Annotated in this window: 19 protein-coding genes; 10 read left to right on the forward strand and 9 right to left on the reverse strand. The window is 64.2% G+C overall.

All coding sequences use genetic code 11. The features are described 5' to 3' along the window. Positions 1–28 precede the first annotated feature (28 nt). The 3 genes from ppk2 to PHA8399_RS08630 form a co-directional block, all read right to left on the reverse strand. Positions 29–970, reverse strand: a complete 942-nt coding sequence (gene ppk2, locus PHA8399_RS08620; RefSeq protein WP_058285748.1) for a polyphosphate kinase 2 — start codon at positions 968–970, stop codon at positions 29–31. Positions 971–1150: 180 nt separating this feature from the next. After that, positions 1151–1759, reverse strand: a complete 609-nt coding sequence (locus PHA8399_RS08625) for a carboxymuconolactone decarboxylase family protein (protein ID WP_058285749.1) — start codon at positions 1757–1759, stop codon at positions 1151–1153. A 233-nt stretch (positions 1760–1992) separates the two neighbouring features. Then, the gene (locus PHA8399_RS08630) at positions 1993–3408 is read right to left on the reverse strand and encodes a pyridoxal phosphate-dependent decarboxylase family protein (RefSeq protein WP_058285750.1); all 1416 of its coding nucleotides are present in this window, start codon (positions 3406–3408) and stop codon (positions 1993–1995) included. A 333-nt stretch (positions 3409–3741) separates the two neighbouring features. Here PHA8399_RS08630 and parE point away from each other — a divergent pair, with 333 nt between their 5' ends. From parE to PHA8399_RS08660, 7 genes are all read left to right on the forward strand, one after another. Beyond that, positions 3742–5700, forward strand: coding sequence for a DNA topoisomerase IV subunit B (parE, locus tag PHA8399_RS08635; RefSeq protein ID WP_058285751.1), 1959 nt, complete (start codon positions 3742–3744; stop codon positions 5698–5700). Between the two features lie 4 nt (positions 5701–5704). Then, complete coding sequence (locus tag PHA8399_RS08640; RefSeq protein WP_058285752.1) at positions 5705–5929, forward strand: hypothetical protein; 225 nt, start codon at positions 5705–5707, stop codon at positions 5927–5929. A gap of 136 nt (positions 5930–6065) precedes the next feature. Beyond that, positions 6066–6557 carry a Pycsar system effector family protein gene (locus PHA8399_RS08645; protein WP_058285753.1) on the forward strand — a complete coding sequence of 164 codons (492 nt, stop codon included), beginning with the start codon at positions 6066–6068 and terminating at the stop codon, positions 6555–6557. Next, positions 6547–7257, forward strand: a complete 711-nt coding sequence (locus PHA8399_RS21940; RefSeq protein WP_082649500.1) for an adenylate/guanylate cyclase domain-containing protein — start codon at positions 6547–6549, stop codon at positions 7255–7257. The genes PHA8399_RS08645 and PHA8399_RS21940 overlap by 11 nt, the downstream gene beginning before the upstream one ends. A 558-nt stretch (positions 7258–7815) precedes the next feature. Next, on the forward strand, positions 7816–8580 hold the full coding sequence (locus PHA8399_RS08650) for a hypothetical protein (protein ID WP_058285754.1): 765 nt from the start codon (positions 7816–7818) through the stop codon (positions 8578–8580). A gap of 29 nt (positions 8581–8609) precedes the next feature. Beyond that, positions 8610–9266 (forward strand): DNA-3-methyladenine glycosylase I, encoded by a 657-nt coding sequence (locus PHA8399_RS08655; protein ID WP_058285755.1) that lies wholly within the window; start codon positions 8610–8612, stop codon positions 9264–9266. A gap of 14 nt (positions 9267–9280) precedes the next feature. Further along, the gene (locus PHA8399_RS08660) at positions 9281–9961 is read left to right on the forward strand and encodes a hypothetical protein (protein WP_058285756.1); all 681 of its coding nucleotides are present in this window, start codon (positions 9281–9283) and stop codon (positions 9959–9961) included. On the opposite strand, the gene PHA8399_RS08665 is transcribed toward PHA8399_RS08660, so the two are convergent. After that, complete coding sequence (locus PHA8399_RS08665; protein ID WP_058285757.1) at positions 9942–10655, reverse strand: hypothetical protein; 714 nt, start codon at positions 10653–10655, stop codon at positions 9942–9944. The two genes, PHA8399_RS08660 and PHA8399_RS08665, sit on opposite strands and share 20 nt — an antisense overlap. Before the next feature lie 172 nt (positions 10656–10827). On the opposite strand from PHA8399_RS08665, the gene PHA8399_RS08670 reads away from it, so the two are divergent. Both PHA8399_RS08670 and PHA8399_RS08675 read left to right on the forward strand, forming a co-directional pair. Beyond that, complete coding sequence (locus tag PHA8399_RS08670) at positions 10828–11262, forward strand: DMT family transporter (protein ID WP_058285758.1); 435 nt, start codon at positions 10828–10830, stop codon at positions 11260–11262. An 8-nt stretch (positions 11263–11270) separates the two neighbouring features. Next, positions 11271–11708, forward strand: coding sequence for a hypothetical protein (locus tag PHA8399_RS08675; RefSeq protein ID WP_058285759.1), 438 nt, complete (start codon positions 11271–11273; stop codon positions 11706–11708). 160 nt (positions 11709–11868) lie between these two features. Here the strand turns inward: PHA8399_RS08675 and PHA8399_RS08680 are convergent, their stop codons facing one another. Next, on the reverse strand, positions 11869–12210 hold the full coding sequence (locus PHA8399_RS08680) for a zinc ribbon domain-containing protein YjdM (RefSeq protein WP_058285760.1): 342 nt from the start codon (positions 12208–12210) through the stop codon (positions 11869–11871). 110 nt (positions 12211–12320) lie between these two features. On the opposite strand from PHA8399_RS08680, the gene PHA8399_RS08685 reads away from it, so the two are divergent. Further along, the gene (locus PHA8399_RS08685; RefSeq protein WP_058285761.1) at positions 12321–13142 is read left to right on the forward strand and encodes a class I SAM-dependent methyltransferase; all 822 of its coding nucleotides are present in this window, start codon (positions 12321–12323) and stop codon (positions 13140–13142) included. On the opposite strand, the gene PHA8399_RS08690 is transcribed toward PHA8399_RS08685, so the two are convergent. The 4 genes from PHA8399_RS08690 to PHA8399_RS08705 all read right to left on the reverse strand — a co-directional run bounded on the left by PHA8399_RS08690 (position 13139) and on the right by PHA8399_RS08705 (position 16363). Further along, on the reverse strand, positions 13139–13462 hold the full coding sequence (locus PHA8399_RS08690) for a bactofilin family protein (RefSeq protein ID WP_058285762.1): 324 nt from the start codon (positions 13460–13462) through the stop codon (positions 13139–13141). The genes PHA8399_RS08685 and PHA8399_RS08690 overlap by 4 nt on opposite strands. 139 nt (positions 13463–13601) lie before the next feature. Further along, entirely contained in the window at positions 13602–14261 is a 660-nt protein-coding gene (locus PHA8399_RS08695; RefSeq protein WP_058285763.1) for an efflux RND transporter periplasmic adaptor subunit, read from the reverse strand. A gap of 139 nt (positions 14262–14400) precedes the next feature. Beyond that, positions 14401–15084 (reverse strand): ABC transporter ATP-binding protein, encoded by a 684-nt coding sequence (locus PHA8399_RS08700; protein ID WP_058285764.1) that lies wholly within the window; start codon positions 15082–15084, stop codon positions 14401–14403. Further along, positions 15077–16363, reverse strand: coding sequence for a lipoprotein-releasing ABC transporter permease subunit (locus PHA8399_RS08705; protein WP_058285765.1), 1287 nt, complete (start codon positions 16361–16363; stop codon positions 15077–15079). The genes PHA8399_RS08700 and PHA8399_RS08705 overlap by 8 nt, the downstream gene beginning before the upstream one ends. Between the last annotated feature and the right edge of the window lie 167 nt (positions 16364–16530).

A 16530-nucleotide genomic window follows, 5' to 3' on the forward strand; every position in this document is an offset into this window, starting at 1 on the left:
AACTGCGGGTCCGCGCCGCAGGCGAGGATCAGCGCGCCCGGGTGCCGGGATGCAGCGCCTTGCCCAGGATGTGGTCCGACTGATGGATCACGTGATGCGCCTGCCCCACGATCAGCGGATCCGGCACCGCCGCGATCTCCGGGTCCTTGCCCGGATACTCCAGCGACGCCAGGAAATGCCGCATGCAGTTGATCCGCGCCCGCTTCTTGCAGTTGGACTTGATCACCGTCCAGGGCGCATCCGCGGTATCGGTGTAAAAGAACATCGCCTCCTTGGCCTCGGTGTAGTCATCCCATTTGCCGAGCGACGCCTTGTCGATCGGCGACAGCTTCCACTGCTTCAGCGGATCGGTCTCGCGTGCGCCGAACCGCCGTTTCTGCTCTTCCTGGGTGACCGAGAACCAGTATTTGTACAGCCGGACACCCGAACGCACCAGCATCCGCTCGAACTCCGGCGCCTGGCGCATGAACTCCAGGTACTCGTTAGGCTCGCAAAAGCTCATCACCCGCTCGACGCCTGCGCGGTTGTACCAGGAGCGGTCATAGAACACGATCTCGCCAGCCGTCGGCAGATGCTGCACATAGCGCTGGAAATACCATTGACCGCGCTCCTCGTCCGAGGGCTTGTTCAGCGCCACCACCCGGGCCGAGCGCGGGTTCAGGTGTTCGGTGAACCGCTTGATGGTGCCGCCCTTGCCCGCCGCATCGCGGCCCTCGAACAGCATCACGAACTTTTCCCCGGTCTCCTGCGCCCACAGCTGCACCTTCAACAGCTCCGCCTGCAGCCGCGCCTTCTCCGCCTCATAGGCCCGGCGCGCCATCTTGCGCGGGTATGGATACTCTCCGCTCTCAAAGGCCCGCCGGATATCCTCCGCGCTTGGCGCCCGCGGCGCCGCCGGCACCGGCTCCTGCCCTGTTCCCGTCCCTGTCGCTGCGGCCTTGGTCACAATCTTCTCTGCTGCGGCGTCCATAAAAATCTCCCTCTTTCAATCAGCGCCGCAACCATAGCGCCGCTGCCGCCGCCCTGCCCTGACCTGCATCAAAAGATGCGCAGTTCGCACACCAAAAGCGGCCCCCTGGGCCGCTTGATCCGTTTCTTCTGGCTGCAAATATCCCGGGGTGAGGCCCGCAGGGGCCGAGGGGCGGCGCCCCTACTTGTGCCCCCAATCGCCCGGATCGTCCGAATTGTTCGGGCTCAGCCCCAGCACATCCCCCTTGGCAGAGCATCCCAGCCCCAGCACCGTCCGGTTGGCATAGGCGAAATAGGCGGTCACCTGGTTGATCTCCAGGATCTCCCCGTCATCAAACCCCGCGTCCCGCAGCGCCCCGATATCCGCCGCGGTCACGCTGGCGGGTTCTTCGGTCAGCATCCGCGCATAGCCCATCGCCAGCACCTGCGCCGCCTCCAGCGGCGCGGCTTCCGGCTCGCGCGCCTCGATCGCCGCCCGGATTGCCCGCCCGCGCTCCGCGTCCCCCAGCAGCCGCTGCAGGCCTGCAAAGTGATGCTCGACGCAATAGGCGCAATCGTTCAGGGACGAGACCCAGACCCCCAGCACCTCCAGAAACCATTTCGGCACCTTGTTGCCGGTGTGGTGCAGCACATTCTTGTACAGCGCCATGTGGCCTTCCATCGAATGCGGCCGCAGGGAATGCACCATCATGATGTTGTCGACATTGTTGGCCGGCCCGGTCACCCGCTCATACAGCATCTTCAGCTTGCCGGTTGCCTCTTCAAACGGAACGGTCCTGATCCAGGCCATGTCTCTCTCCTTGTGTGTCCGGCATGGAGAGTAGCGGGATCTGACGTGGCGGAAAGACGGAACCGAACGTCACAGATCTTACGCAAGGCGGCACCGCCGCCCCGCGCCTGCCTGCCCCCCCGGCAGGCGCGTTCACCCGCGCAACAAGACGCAACGGCAATCATCTATCGCGCCGGGCGCCAAGCCGCCCCGTCACGCCTGCGCCTGCCCAGGCAGGCGCGGGGCTCATCGCTTTACGCCGACGCCTCCCGCGCCACCGCGGCAATCGCCGCCCGCACATCCGCCTCGCGGCTGCGGTGGTTGGTGATCGCCGCACGCAGCATCACGCGGCCGCCTGCCCGGGTGGTCGAGAACACCGCCTCGCCGCTTTCCTGCAGGGTCTGGGCAATGCGGGCATTCACCTCCGACTGCGCCTCCGGCGCCAGATCGCGGCGCGCGGTGAAGACGCAGACGTTCGACACCACCGGTGCCCCCAGGGCCATCAGGGGCTGCGCCTCGACCTCTGCCGCCATCAGCGCCGCCAGTTCGCAATTGCCGGTGATCGCTTGCGCAAACGCCGCCTCGCCATAGGTCTCAAGCGCCGTCCAGACCTTCAGCGCCCGGTTGCCGCGGCTCAGGTCGATGCCATAGTCGCAGAACCACGGCTCGCCGCCCGCCAGCCCGCGCTCGGCGCCTTCCAGATAGGCGGGCCGCGCCGCAAAAGCCGCCCGGTGCTCCTCCTCGTTGCGCAACAGCGCCATGCCGCAGTCATAGCCCACATACATCCACTTGTGGAAATCCAGCGCGATGCTGTCGGCCCGCCCGATGCCGTCGGACAGCGACCGGTAGGGCTCTGCCGCGATCCGCGTCCAGGCGCCGAACGCCCCGTCTACATGCAGCCACAGCCCCAGCGCCGCCGCCGCATCGGCCAGCGCGTTCAAATCGTCAAACAGCCCCAGGTCCACGGTGCCCGCATTGCCCACCACCAGAAAGGGCACCGCGCCCTCGGCCTTGTCGCTTGCAACCATCTCCGCCAGTGCGGCGCAGTCCAGCTTGCCGTCCGCCAGCGGCACCATCCGCAGGTTGTCCGAGCCGATGCCCAGCAGCTCCACCGCCTTCAGCGTCGCGTTATGCACGCCCTCGCCCGCATAGGCGGTCAGCCGCACCGCGCCCTGCCCCTGCTTGCGCAGATCCTTCAGCACCCGCAGCCGCGCCGCCTGAAAGGCAATCACCGTCGCCTGCGAGGTGCCGGTCACCAGAATGCCGCTGGCGCTCTCCGGCATCCCCATCCTGGCCCGCGTCCAGTCCACCACCGCGCGCTCCATGTAGTTCGCGCCATGGTCGCGCCCGCCCATATTGGCATTGACCGCCGCCGCCGCCAGGCTGCTGATCAGATCCGAGGCCAGCCCCGATCCCTGCACCCAGCCCCAGAACCGCGGATGGGTGTTGCCGCCATGATAGGGCAGCACATCGCGGATGATCCGGTCCACCGCCGCCTGCGGCCCCAGCGCCTCCGCCGTCACCGCATAGCGGGCGCCGATGTCGTCCGGCACCGGCTGCCAGGGGCGGTCCGCCGCCTGCTGCATCTGGTCCAGCGCCGCCTCCAGCATCCGCTGCGCCTCGGCCCGGAACGCCGCCCAGTCCTGCGTCTTGATTCCCTTCTCAGCCACCCGGCGGCCCTCCTCCTGCCCTTCGCTGGCCGAGGTTTAGACCGCAGCCCCCCGCGCCGCACGGAAAATATCGACGCACCCGGATAACCGGAACTTACCTTCGAAGGAATGAAAACGGTTTCCGCGCCGCCGCAGCGAAGCCACCGCGCCGTCTGCCAGAAAATCCGCCCGCCCCCCCGCCCGCGGCCGTGCAAGGCCCTCTCCGCTCAATTTCCCAGCCTTTGCAATGCCCCGCCCGGCCTTATCCACAGCCCCCTGCACCCCTCTTCCACCCGGCTGCGACACCTGCCATAATGGCCGCCAATCAACACCAAGGAAGAGCAGTTCCCGCACATGGCCGACGATCTCCTCAGCACGCCTGCAGCCGATACCTATGACGCCTCCTCGATCGAGGTTCTGGAAGGCCTCGAACCGGTCCGCCAGCGCCCCGGCATGTATATCGGCGGCACCGATGAGCGCGCGCTGCACCACATGGTGGCAGAGATCCTCGACAACTCGATGGACGAGGCCGTCGCGGGCCACGCCAACCGCATCGAAGTAACCCTGCACTCGGACTACTCCGTCACCATTTCGGACAACGGCCGCGGCATCCCGATCGACCCGCACCCCAAGTTCCCGGACAAATCCGCGCTCGAGGTGATCCTCTGCACCCTGCACGCGGGCGGCAAATTCTCCGGCAAGGCCTACCAGACCTCCGGCGGCCTGCACGGCGTCGGCTCTTCCGTCGTGAACGCGCTGTCGGATTCCATGGTCGTGCAAGTGGCCAAGAACAAGGAACTGTTCGAACAGCGCTTCTCCCGCGGCCTGCCCCAGGGCCCGGTCGAGAAGATCGGCGCCGCCCCCAACAAGCGCGGCACCTTCGTGACCTTCCACGCCGATGAGCAGATCTTCGGCTCCCACCGGTTCAAGCCCAAGCGCCTGTTCACCCTGGTGCGCTCCAAGGCCTATCTGTTCTCCGGCGTCGAAATCCGCTGGAAGACCGAGATCGACGACGGCGAGACGCCCGCCGAGGCCACATTCCACTTCCCCGGCGGCCTGCGCGACTACCTGACAGAGGTGCTGGGCAAGGCAACCACCTACGCCGACGCGCCCTTTGCCGGCAAGGTCGAGTTCCGCGAGAAATTCGGCGCGCCCGGCTATGTCGAATGGGCGATCAACTGGACCCCGTCGCGCGACGGCTTCACCCAGTCCTACTGCAACACCGTCCCCACGCCCGAGGGCGGCACCCATGTTGCGGGCTTCTGGGCCGCGATCCTCAAGGGCATCAAGGCCTATGGCGAGCTGGTCAGCAACAAGAAAGCCGGCAACATCACCCGCGACGACCTGATGGCGGGCGGCTGCGCGCTGGTCTCCTGCTTCATCGCCGACCCCGCCTTTGTCGGCCAGACCAAGGACCGCCTGTCGACCGAGAGCGCCGCCAAGATGGTGGAAAACTCGGTCCGCGACCATTTCGACAACTGGCTGGCTGCCGACACCAAATCGGCCGGCGCCATCCTCGACTTCCTGATCCTGCGCGCTGAGGAACGCCTGCGCCGCAAGCAGGAGAAGGAAACCCAGCGCAAGTCCGCCACCAAGAAGCTGCGCCTGCCCGGTAAGCTGACCGACTGCACCTCCAAGGACCGGGCCGGCACCGAGCTGTTCATCGTCGAGGGCGACTCGGCGGGCGGCTCCGGCAAGGGCGCGCGCAACCGTGAATACCAGGCGCTTTTGCCCCTCAAGGGCAAGATCCTGAACGTCCTTGGCGCCGCCTCCAACAAGCTCGGCTCCAACGCCGAGATCAACGATCTCTGCGAGGCACTGGGGGTCGGGCTTGGCACCAAGTTCAACCTCGACGATCTGCGCTATGACAAGATCATCATCATGACCGACGCGGACGTCGACGGCGCCCATATCGCGTCCTTGCTAATGACCTTCTTCTTCACCCAGATGCGCCCGCTGATTGACAGCGGCCACCTCTACCTCGCCTGCCCGCCGCTGTTCCGCCTGACCCAAGGCGCGCGCCGCGTCTACTGCCTGGACGAGGCCGAGCGCGACAAATGGCTGGAGAAGGGCCTGGGCGGCAAGGGCAAGATCGACGTCTCCCGCTTCAAGGGTCTTGGCGAAATGGACGCCAAGGATCTGAAGGAGACCACGATGGACCCCAAGACCCGCAAGCTGATCCGCGTCACCATCGACGAGGACGAGCCCGGCGAGACCGGCGACCTGGTCGAGCGCCTGATGGGCAAGAAACCCGAACTCCGCTTCCAGTATATCCAGGAAAACGCGAAGTTCGTGGAGGAGTTGGACGTCTAAGCCGATGGCTTTCAAGCTTTTCGCTGGGCTTTTCTTGGCCCTGCATGTTTTCTTCCTCCTGCTACTTTACCTCAAGGCGAGGGAGGAAGACGCATCGCTTGGCATTCTGGAGTTCTGGTTTGGTCGTGCGCGACCTCACCCAGTGCTGCAGTTTTTGATGCTGCTGGCGTCCGCAGCTACTGCTTGGATGCTGACCGCCGTAATCGTGGCGGTGTTCTTGGCTGGGTAGCTCCCAAAGGGGGCGATGGCCCGATTGACGCACGAACACCACTCCCTTACACGCATAGGGTGCGTCGCATTCATATCACACCTCAACACGCAATCTAGATTAAATTCTATTGCGAGACAACCCAAGGAGTTAAAGCTTGAACAGGCTTGAGTTTCTGGAGAAAAACCTAGAGCGCCAAATTGGATTTGTACGCGCGTCGGAGACTCGCGTTCAGTTTTTGCTGCCGTCACTATCAGTAGCAATGGCGGCTTGGCTCGCAGGGTTCTTGAAAGCTGATTTTTCGAGCGAAATCACTGTGCTTTCCGGAACGTTAGCCCTTATTGGATTTATGATTTCTGCGTTTTTCACGTGGCAATCCCTCTACCCAAAAATAGATGGCGCACAGGATTCCAACATCTTCTTTGGCGGCATTGCCTCCAAAACCTTTGAGAACTTCAAACAATCAATTGAAAATATTGACAGCGAAAAATATGAACGCGATCTAACAGCGCAAGTGCACATTAACGCGAATATTGCACTTAGAAAATTCAAATCCGTTCAAAAAGCCATGATGTTTTGGTACATCTCGCTTTTACCGCTGCTTCTTTTTTTGATCCTGACACTTGAGGACATTCGTCGTGGCACGTGACTACCGTTCAGATGTTTCGACTATCATCAGCACTACTTGGGATACCGCAGAATCCGAGAATTTCCCAGTCACTTCTGACGTTAAGTTGGCTGGGGGTGCAAAATGGGTTTCGGCAACCTACCTGTACGCAGACCTCGCAAACTCATCTAAAATGGCAAAAACTTTTGACCGTAGAGTAACTGCAAAAATTATTAAGTCCTTCCTGCAATCGGCTACTTACTTAGTTCAGGAAAACAGCGGGCGAGTTATTAGTTTTGACGGAGATCGCATTATGGGAGTATTTACCGGGGGGTCAAAAAACACTAACGCCGTAAGATGTGCCTTGAACATAAACTGGGTTGTCTCTGAGGTTATCCGGTCAAAGTTTGAATCAAGCTATTCGTCAGTCAAAGAGGCGGACTTTGAGATATCTCATGGAGTTGGAGTTGATACTGGTCGAGCGCTTATTGTGCGAGGTGGTGTGAGGGGGAATAACGACCTTATCTCAATAGGTCGCGCTCCAAACCTCGCCGCTAAGCTTAGCGACTTGCGTAACGGTTACACGACAAGAATAACTGAAGACGTTTACAATAGTATGAGCGACGATGTTAAGTATGCACATAAGGATGGATCCAATATGTGGGAAAGTGCAAGTTGGTCATTCTTGGACGATGAAGTCGACATATTGCGTAGCACATGGTGGCGCAAGCCCGGTGCCTAAAACTTCTGATAAGAAGTTTGGCTGAGTCTCTACCCGCTCCCACGTCCCATCCTTATTCTCCCGCCAAACGGTGGGCGGAATCGCCCACCCTACGCGCACCCTTCAAAGGTGTTGCGCCAAACCCCAAACCACCGCACGCCCCGCTTCCGCCCCCTTAACCCCGCCCTGCCATACTCCAATGCGTCGCGACACCCCGGTGCGGACTGACACCCCGCACCACCAGGAGATACGGGAGCCCCCAAGACCACCTCTTCATCGGGTGCAGGGGTTCTCCGCAGACCGAGAGCTTTCGAGCGGACATGGGGGCTTGCGATCCCCTGCCCGGCCCTCCGCCTCTGGCCCCTCCGGGCCCTTGGCGGCGCCGCCACCTCTACACCGGCCGGCACGACACGGCCAAACAGCACAACGGCCCACCGGCCCCAGACAGCCAGCCACCGGACGGAGACCCCTCCCGCCCGGCCAAACCCGCGCATCCGGTGACAGCTTCGTGAGGGCTGTTGCCTGAAACCCCTGTCCCTTCCTATGGTCAGGCCAGCCAGACACATCAGGGGACCTGCCATGGGCTTCATCGCGGACAACCAGCTGCCGCTTCTCATCCTGTTCTTCCTGACCGGCCTCATCGCCACCGCCTTCCTGTTCCGCAAGCCGCCGGGCCACCGGGCCTGGAAACTGGCCGATCTGGTCTGGGTGCTGCTGGGCGGCTTCGGCGCTCTGGTCGCCGTGATCTCCGGCATCTACGCCGCCGACAGCTCCAAGCTGGAACGCCAGATCGACATCGCCTATGCCGCCACCGCCGCCTTCGACCGCGACGCCGCCCGCTTCCGCCTGCGCTTCTGCGACCCCGCCTATGACGCCGACATCGCGGTTCTGTGCGAAAAGGTCGAATTCCTCTCCGCCTCCACCGCCGGCAACGCTGAACTGCCGCTGTTCATTGCGGTGACGGATGAAGTGGCACCGCTGCAGGGCCTCAGCTTCCTGTTCGGCGGCACCCGCGCCGGGATGGCGGAGATGAAGGACATGGAAGCCCAGGCCAGCGCCTTCGACCCGGAGGCGTTCCTGGTCTTCACAGCGCTCGACGGCCCCGCGCAGGAAGCCGTCGCCAACATGCGCCGCAAGGTGCCCGCTATTGCCGGCGACTTCCTGATCATCGCCCGCGCCTATGACGACCTCATCGCCCATGTGTCCAAGCTCAAGGACGAATGGGAATACCTGCAGGACAACGCCCATATCCTGGTCCTGCAGATCATCGCGCTTTGCCTCGTCAGCTTCGCCGCGCCCTTCCGCCTCGGCAAATCCATTGTCGAGCTGCGCCGCCCCCGCTAACCTGACCAGACCCCAACAGGACCCCGCCCATGCGCAGCTTTGACGAGATCTATGCCATTTCCGCAGACCGCCACGGCGGCCCCGCGGCGCTGGAGGAAAAACTCTCCAAACCCGACCCCAAAGCGGCGGATCTGCCGGAGGACCGCTGGCTCTCTGTGATGACCAAATGCATCTTCCAGGCGGGCTTCAACTGGAAAGTGATCGAGGCGAAATGGGACGGGTTCGAGGAGGTTTTTCACCGCTTCGACCCAGGACCTTGCGCCTTCATGCCAGAGGATGAATTCGACCGGATCCTGAGCGATACCCGCGTGGTCCGCAACGGCGCCAAGCTGGCCACGGTCCGCCACAACGCCGCCTTCCTGATGGACCTGCGCGATGAGGGCGGCGCGGGCAAGGTGCTGGGCGGCTGGCCCGCCACCGATTACATCGGGCTGTTGGAGATGCTCAAGACACGCGGCGCCCGGCTGGGCGGCAATACCGGCCAGTACGCCATGCGCTTTGCCGGCCGCGACAGTTTCATCCTCAGCCAGGACGTCACTGCGCGCCTCATCGCCGAAGGCGTGATCGGCAAACCCGCAACCTCCAAATCCGCACTGAAGGCGGTGCAGAAAGCCTTCAACACATGGATGGACCAATCCGGCCGCTCCCTCACCGAAATCAGCCGCGTGCTGGCGATGAGCTGCTGAGCTGAGGCGAACGCATGATCCGCTGCCTGCTCCTCGCCCTCCTGCTCCTGACCGCCTGCGGCCGCCCGCTGACGGAGACGGAGCGCGCCTATCTGGGCACCCTGCACGGCACCAGCCTCAACCCGGACAAGGTCCGCATCGTGGACGGCGCCCCCTTGGGGCCGATCACCCTGCACCGCACCCCGCGCCCGCGCGTCACCTGCCGCGAGCGCATCCTGCCGCCGGTCAGGGAGGAGATCATCACCACCAAACCTGCCGCTGTCGCCCTGTTCAACCGCATCTTCTTCACCCGCGACTGGTACGTGGACAACTACCTGCCGGACTACCCGGACCGGCTGCACCTGGTGGAGGCGATGCTGCTGGCGCATGAGGCCACCCACGTCTGGCAATGGCAGAACCGCAGCCGCACCGGCTATTCCCCGCTGCGGGCGGCGGCGGAACACGGCCCGGACCGCGACCCCTACCTGTTCGCCCTGGAAGGCAGCGCCGATTTCCTCGCCTACGGGTTTGAACAGCAGGGCGCCATCATGGAGGAATACGTCTGCTGCCGCTCCCTGGCTCCGCAGGCGGAGCGCACCAAGCGGCTGCACAGGATGCTGGCCGCCGCCATGCCGGTCAGCCCGCTGCCGCAAAGCCGCGAAAGCGACGTCTACCTGCCGTGGAAGGATGCCAGCCTCAAGGGGATTTGCGGCTGACGGGCGCCAGATCCGCAGGTCCCTGCCCCTCCGCCTGCCAGCCCGTCTGCGCCTCCGCCCGCCCGGCCGCCTGCCCGGCTTGCAGTCCCGCGCGCTTTGACAGCAGCCCGGCCACGGCGGCCGCCACGGCCGTCATCAGCGCGATCAGCAGCAGATAGCACGTCAGGATCTGCGTTGCCGGAAGCGTGAAATTCAGCTGCGGAAACGCGCCCAGGGCCACCGGCAGGTACCAGGACACCGCCGAAACCGCGCCCGAGGCCGCAAACAGCGTGCGCTGCTTATGCCCCATCCCCTCAAACAGCGGCCGCCCGGCCTGCCTGCGCAGATGCGGCAGGACGACCGCATGGATGAACACCCCGTTCAGAGTCAGCACCGCAACCACCAGAAGCTTGGCATGAACCTTGGGGTTCTCCAGCTTCACCGGATCCGTCAGCGCATAGTGCAGCAAAAAGCCGAACCCGGTCAGCCAGAGAAGCTTCAGCCCCGCATCCACAACCTTGGACGCAAACTCAAAGATGGCAACACGCTCGGCGCTCACCTGCCCCTGCAGGAAAAACCGCAGCAGCAGCAGATCCAGCAGCGTGGCACTGCCCAGCCCTGCGGCCAGGCCGATGAAGTGCAGGAACCTGAGACCGGTTCTGGCGGTTTCGGCAGGATCATCAAGAAACAGGCTGGGAAGGCTGGACAGCGGCATGGGGACCTTTGGCGGAGTCAGAGTTGCGGAACGTGGCGCCTGCATACATGCAATTGCGAGTCATTCGCAATTAAAAAGTCAACACACCCGCACATCGGGCCGCAACGTAGCACTTGTTTTGCCGGGCAGATCCCGTCCACAACACTGCCAACGCACCTGCAGGAGCCGCACCATGACCCACTACGCCCTCATCATGCTGGCCGCAGGCCTTGGCATCCCGGTGCTGGCGGCGCTGAACGCAGCGCTCGGCAAGCTGATCGGCTCCCCGGCCTCGGCCGCGGTGGTGCTGTTCCTGATCGCGCTGGTTGCCACCATCCTTTACGCGCTGATCGCCGGCCCGCAGGCGCTGGCCAAGATCCCCGCCGCGCCCAAGCATCTGCTGCTGGCAGGCGTCCTGGTGGCATTCTACGTCCTGTCGATCACCCACGTCGCGCCGCATTTCGGCGTCGGCAACGCGGTGTTCTTCGTGCTGATCGGCCAGCTGATCTCCGCCGCCGCCATCGACCACTTCGGCCTGTTCGGCGCCCAGGTCAGCCCGCTCACGCTCACCCGGGCCGCAGGCATTTCGGTGATGGCGCTGGGGGTCTGGATCACCCAGATGGCGTGAGAGGAAACGTGATCAAACGCCTCCTTACGTATTTTGCGGCATTCTTGGCGGGCTTCCTGACATGGCTGGGGTTCACAGCTCTTGAGGCTATGAACCCGTTTCTTCCTTGGCAGTATCCGGTTTTGGCTCTTGTTACAGGCATGTCCTTTCCGGGCGGCGCGCCACCCGCTCTGCATTATCTGAACCATGCGGCAGAAACCTGGTTCCCCTTCCTCGTGGCCTTCCTGACCGCCTATACTCTGACAAAGAGGAGAGCCAGATTTCGAGGCGCTCTGACGCTTTATGCCACCTTCCTCTTTTGGTCTTTTTGCATGGTGATCCTAGCCGGTGCAGGCATTCCCTTGCCCACCGTTTTCTGGATCGGGCTTTCCGGAACTTTTGCAGGCGGAGCTATCCTCTACTGTCGTTTGGTCGATCGCTCATTAGAGACCGGCTCGCCGAAATAACTCCTTGGCCGGCATAATACATCGTCTGCCGCCGCCCTCAGCCCGCGCGCCGCGCCGTTCCATACCAGAGATCAAAACCGGCCAATTCTCTGACTGCTGGGAGCAATGGAGCCAGCACGCCGCAGCAGTAACAATCGCCGTCAGGTTCGCGGAAACGGCCCTAGCCGGCCACCTTCTTCACAAACTGTGACTTCAGCCCGATCGGGCCGACGCCCGGCACCTTGCAATCAATGTCATGATCGCTCTCCACCAGCCGGATGCCGCGCACCTTGGTGCCGACCTTGATGACCGAGGACGTGCCCTTCAGCTTCAGATCCTTGATGACCGTCACGGTGTCGCCGTCGGCCAAGAGATTGCCGACACTGTCGCGCACCTCCTTGGCATCGCCCGCGGCCTCCCCCGCCGCCCACTCATGGGCGCATTCGGGGCAGATCAGCAGGGCATCCACCTGATAGGTATAGGCAGAGGAGCATTCGGGGCACGGCGGCAAGGTGTCTGTCATGCCCCGCCAATAGCCCGGAACCCGGCGCAAGGCCAGAGACAGATCCGCCCGGCCCCGCCCAGCCCAGCCTGTGCTATAATCCAGATCGGGGTCAGCGAAAGGCCAGTATCATGACCGGCAAAATCCCGGACCACTACAGCGGCGGCGGCAATCTGGCGGACCGGATTGCGCGGGACCTGCGCGCCAAAGGACTGGAACCCGCCGAGCTTGCGACCGCCGATTTCGAAGCCTTGGACGAATTTCATTTCCGCGGCCGGGCTGCAACGCTGGAGCTCGCCTCGCAAATGCGGCTGACGGCACGGTCAGAGGTGCTCGACATCGGCTCCGGCCTCGGCGGCGTGGCGCGGACAATCGCGCAGACTGCGGGTTGCCATGTCACCGGCATCGACCTGACGCCGGAGCTGTGCGCGGCAGCGGCGGAAATCTCTGGCTGGCTGGGCCTTTCGGAAAAAACCCTGTTCCTGCAAGGCGATGCAACGGACCTGCCGTTTGCCGACAACAGCTTTGACGCCGCCATCACCGTTCATGCGGCGATGAACATCGCCGCCAAGGACCGGATGTATGCTGAAGCCCGGCGGGTACTGCGGCCCGGCGGGAGGTTTGCAATTTTTGACATCCTGCAGGGCGAAGGCGGCGAAATTATCTTTCCCGTGCCCTGGGCCGCGGAGCCGTCGATCAGCTATCTGGCCAGACCGAAGGAGATGGAAACCCTGCTCCGCGCGGCCGGCTTCAAACTGCTGCACAGCACCGATTCAACATCCGAAAGCCTGCGCTGGCTGGAGCAGCGCGCCGCCGGCACCGGGCCCTCCCCGCTGGTGCCCGTCACCACCCGCCTGCTGTTCGGTGACGGCTATACCTTGATGGTTCAGAACCAGCTGCGCGCCCTGCGCGAGCGGCGGATGCTGACCTGCGGCTTCCTCTGCTCCGCTTAAGGGGCCGTCTTGCCGCTGACCTTGATGTTGCCTTGCAGCTGTGCGCCGCTTTCGGTGGACATGCTCTGGGCCGAGACATCCGCCTGCACTTTCGAACCGGCCGCCAGCCGCAGGTCCTCGCACTGGATCTTGCCGCTGTAGACGCCTTCGACGGTGACCGACTTCGCGCTGAGCGCGCCATCCACGGTGCCGCCTTCCAGCACCGTCACCGCCTGCGCCGACACATCGCCGACCACCCGGCCGCGCACTTCGACGCTGCCCTTGCTGGAGGTGATATTGCCTTCGATCGTCACATCTTTCTCGATTACCGAATTCACCACGTCTCAGCCCTTTCTGCGCATCCCCGGACAGCCTACCCCGCCCGGCCAAGTTTTAACAGCTGATAGCAAACCGCCGCCCCGGGGCCAAAGCCGCCCCGGCCCGGGCGGCAAGGTTCCGCCAACCGCCCGCACCTGCCGCCTATTCCACTTGCGGAAAGGGCGCTGCCAGCGGTGCGGCACCATACTGGAACAGCGACCCCCAGAACCCGCCCGGGCTGGGCTGCCAGGGTGCCGTGTTCATGTCCAGCGCCACGCAGGGCGAGGACCGCGTGGCCGGGTTCACCTTGGCCCGCTCGCAGCGTTCCGGTGTGGAGTGGCAGGCCGCGAGGAAAGCCTGCGGCCCGGGTTTGCCGCTGTCCTCCTGATAGCAATAGCGGAGGGCTTCCTCCTGCAGCTGGGCGCGGGCCTGCTCGACCAGCTGCAGGTTGCCTGCCACCGTCCTGCTGGCCGTCTCCAGCGCCGCCGCCGCGTCCTGCTGCACCAGCTCCGCCTCGCGCTGCAGCTCCGTTGACCCGGCCTCCGCAGGCCCCGCCTCTGCTGCCTGCAGCGCCTCGGTCAGCCGGGCGTTCACCTTCTGCGCCTCCGCCAGCGCGGTCTGCAGTTCCGCCACGGTGGCATCGTATTCGACCAGCTTCGATTTCCACTTGAAGCCGGCAAAGCTGCCCTCCTCGAACCCGGCGCTGACCAGAATGGCGTTCAGTCTCTGCGGAAACAGCAGGAACACCGCAAACAGCGCAATCACCGACAGATCGCGCAAAAGCACCACCAGGTCCTTCAGGACCGAAACCGACTTCTGCATCTGAACCCACCGTCACTGAAACCAAACCAGTGACAGAGTGGCCTAACGCAGGGGATCAGGTCAAATACCTTGGATTCAGCCGGGCGAGACGCGGAAACAGCGACCGGCGGCGCTGCGCAACGCCCCCTGGCTCAGCCGCCTAAACCGGCACCAGCAGCCCGTTCTCCAGCTTCACCTGCCGGTCCATCCGCGCTGCCAGTTCCAGGTTGTGGGTGGCGATCAGAGCCGACAACCCAGTGCCGCGCACCAGCTCCATCAGCGCCGCAAACACCTGATCGGAGGTGCCGGGGTCGAGGTTCCCGGTCGGCTCATCCGCCAGCAGCACCCGCGGGCTATTGGCCAGCGCCCGGCAGAAGGCGACCCGCTGCTGCTCGCCGCCCGACAGCGCGGCGGGCCGATGATCGGCGCGCGCCGCCAGCCCCACCGTGCCCAGCAGATCCGCCGCCCGCGCCACCGCGGCCTTTTGCGTGGCGCCATTGGCCAGCTGCGGCAGCACGATGTTCTCCAGCGCCGAAAACTCCGGCAGCAGGTGGTGGAACTGGTAGACAAAGCCCACTTCCTGACGGCGCACACGGGTGCGGCGGCGGTCGCCCTTGCGGGTCACGTCCTCGCCCGCCACCCGCACCTCGCCCGCGTCCGGCGTGTCCAGAAGGCCGGCAATATGCAACAGCGTCGACTTGCCCGCGCCCGACGGCGCCACCAGCGCCACAACCTCGCCCGCCCGCAGGCTCAGGTCCGCGCCGCGCAGCACATCGACCTGCCCCGGCGTGCCGGTCAGATAGGATTTGGTGATCCCCTTCAGCTCCAGCGTGATCTCACTCATAGCGCAGCGCCTCCACCGGGTTGAGGCGCGCCGCGCGGCGGGCCGGGAAAATGGTCACGAAGAACGACAGCCCCAGCGACAGCGCCGTGGCCGAGATCACATCGGCCAGCCGCAGTTCCGCGGGCAGCGCATAGATGCCGCGGATCGACGGGTCCCAGACGCCGCCGCCCATGATGTAGTTCACGAAGGAGAAGATCGGGTCGATATAGAGCGCAAACAGGCAGCCCAGCACCACGCCGCAAAGGGTGCCGATGACGCCGGTGAAGGCGCCGCAGATGAAGAACACCCGCATGATCGACCCTTCGCTGAGGCCAATGGTGCGCAGGATGCCGATGTCGCGGCCCTTGTTCTTGACCAGCATGATCAACCCCGAGACGATGTTCATCGCCGCGATCAGCACCAGGATCGACAGGATGATGAACATCACGTTGTCCTCGACCTCCAAGGCGCGCAGGAAGCCGCCGGAAGCATCGCGCCAGGTCCACACCCCCGCGGTGCCGCCCGCCGCCTGCTGGATCGCCAGCGCCAGCGCATCGGCGTTTTCGGGGTTGTCGACCATCACCTCGATCTCATCCGCCACGCCCTCGCGGTTGAAGAAGGCTTGCGCCTCGGCAAAGGGCAGGTAGACGCGGGTGCGGTCGATGTCCCAGCGCCCGGCGGTGAAGACATAAACCACCTCATAGGCATTCACCCGCGGGCTGGTGCCGAAGGCGGTCTTGACGCCGTTGGGGGAGATCAGCTTGATCTTGTCGCCCACGCTCACCCCCAGTTCCCGCGCCACGCCGGAGCCGATGGCGATCCCGTCCTCAAACCGCGCCAGATCGCCCACGGATTCCTCGCTTTGCGCGACGCCGGGAATGCCCTGGATGTCCTTGGCGGAGATGCCGAACACCTCGACGCCTGCATTGCGCTGGCGCAGGTTGGCCATCACCTGCCCCTTGACCAGCGGTGCGGCACGGGTGACGCCGGGCACCGCGGCGACGGTCTCTGCCAGCGCCTCATAGTCCGGGAGGCTGCGGTCCAGCACCCCGGCCTCGTTCACCTCGCCATAGGAATAGACGGTGACATGCGCGTTGGCGCCTAGGATGGTGCCGACAAACTCCGACCTGAAGCCGGAGCGCACCGCCAGCGTGGCAATCAGCGCAAAGACCGCGAGCGTGATGCCGATGAGGCTGATCCAGGTCATCACGCTGACCCCGCCCTCGGCCTTGCGGGCGCGCAGATAGCGCCAGGCGATGATCCATTCGAAACGGGAAAACGGCGGTGGTGTCGTGGCCATAGAGGGGTCCTGCCCGGGAAATTTGCCTGCAACCTGTGCTGCCTAACGCCTGGGGTCAAGGTGCGGTTGCATATCGGCCCGATAATCCGCCGGCCCAGGCCGGAACCGGCCCCGCACGGCGTCACCGCAACGTGACCTGCCGCATCTGCCCATTGCCTTGCGTTCGC

Origin of the sequence: Leisingera aquaemixtae (assembly GCF_001458395.1) — a bacterium.
Taxonomy (GTDB): Bacteria; Pseudomonadota; Alphaproteobacteria; order Rhodobacterales; family Rhodobacteraceae; genus Leisingera; species Leisingera aquaemixtae.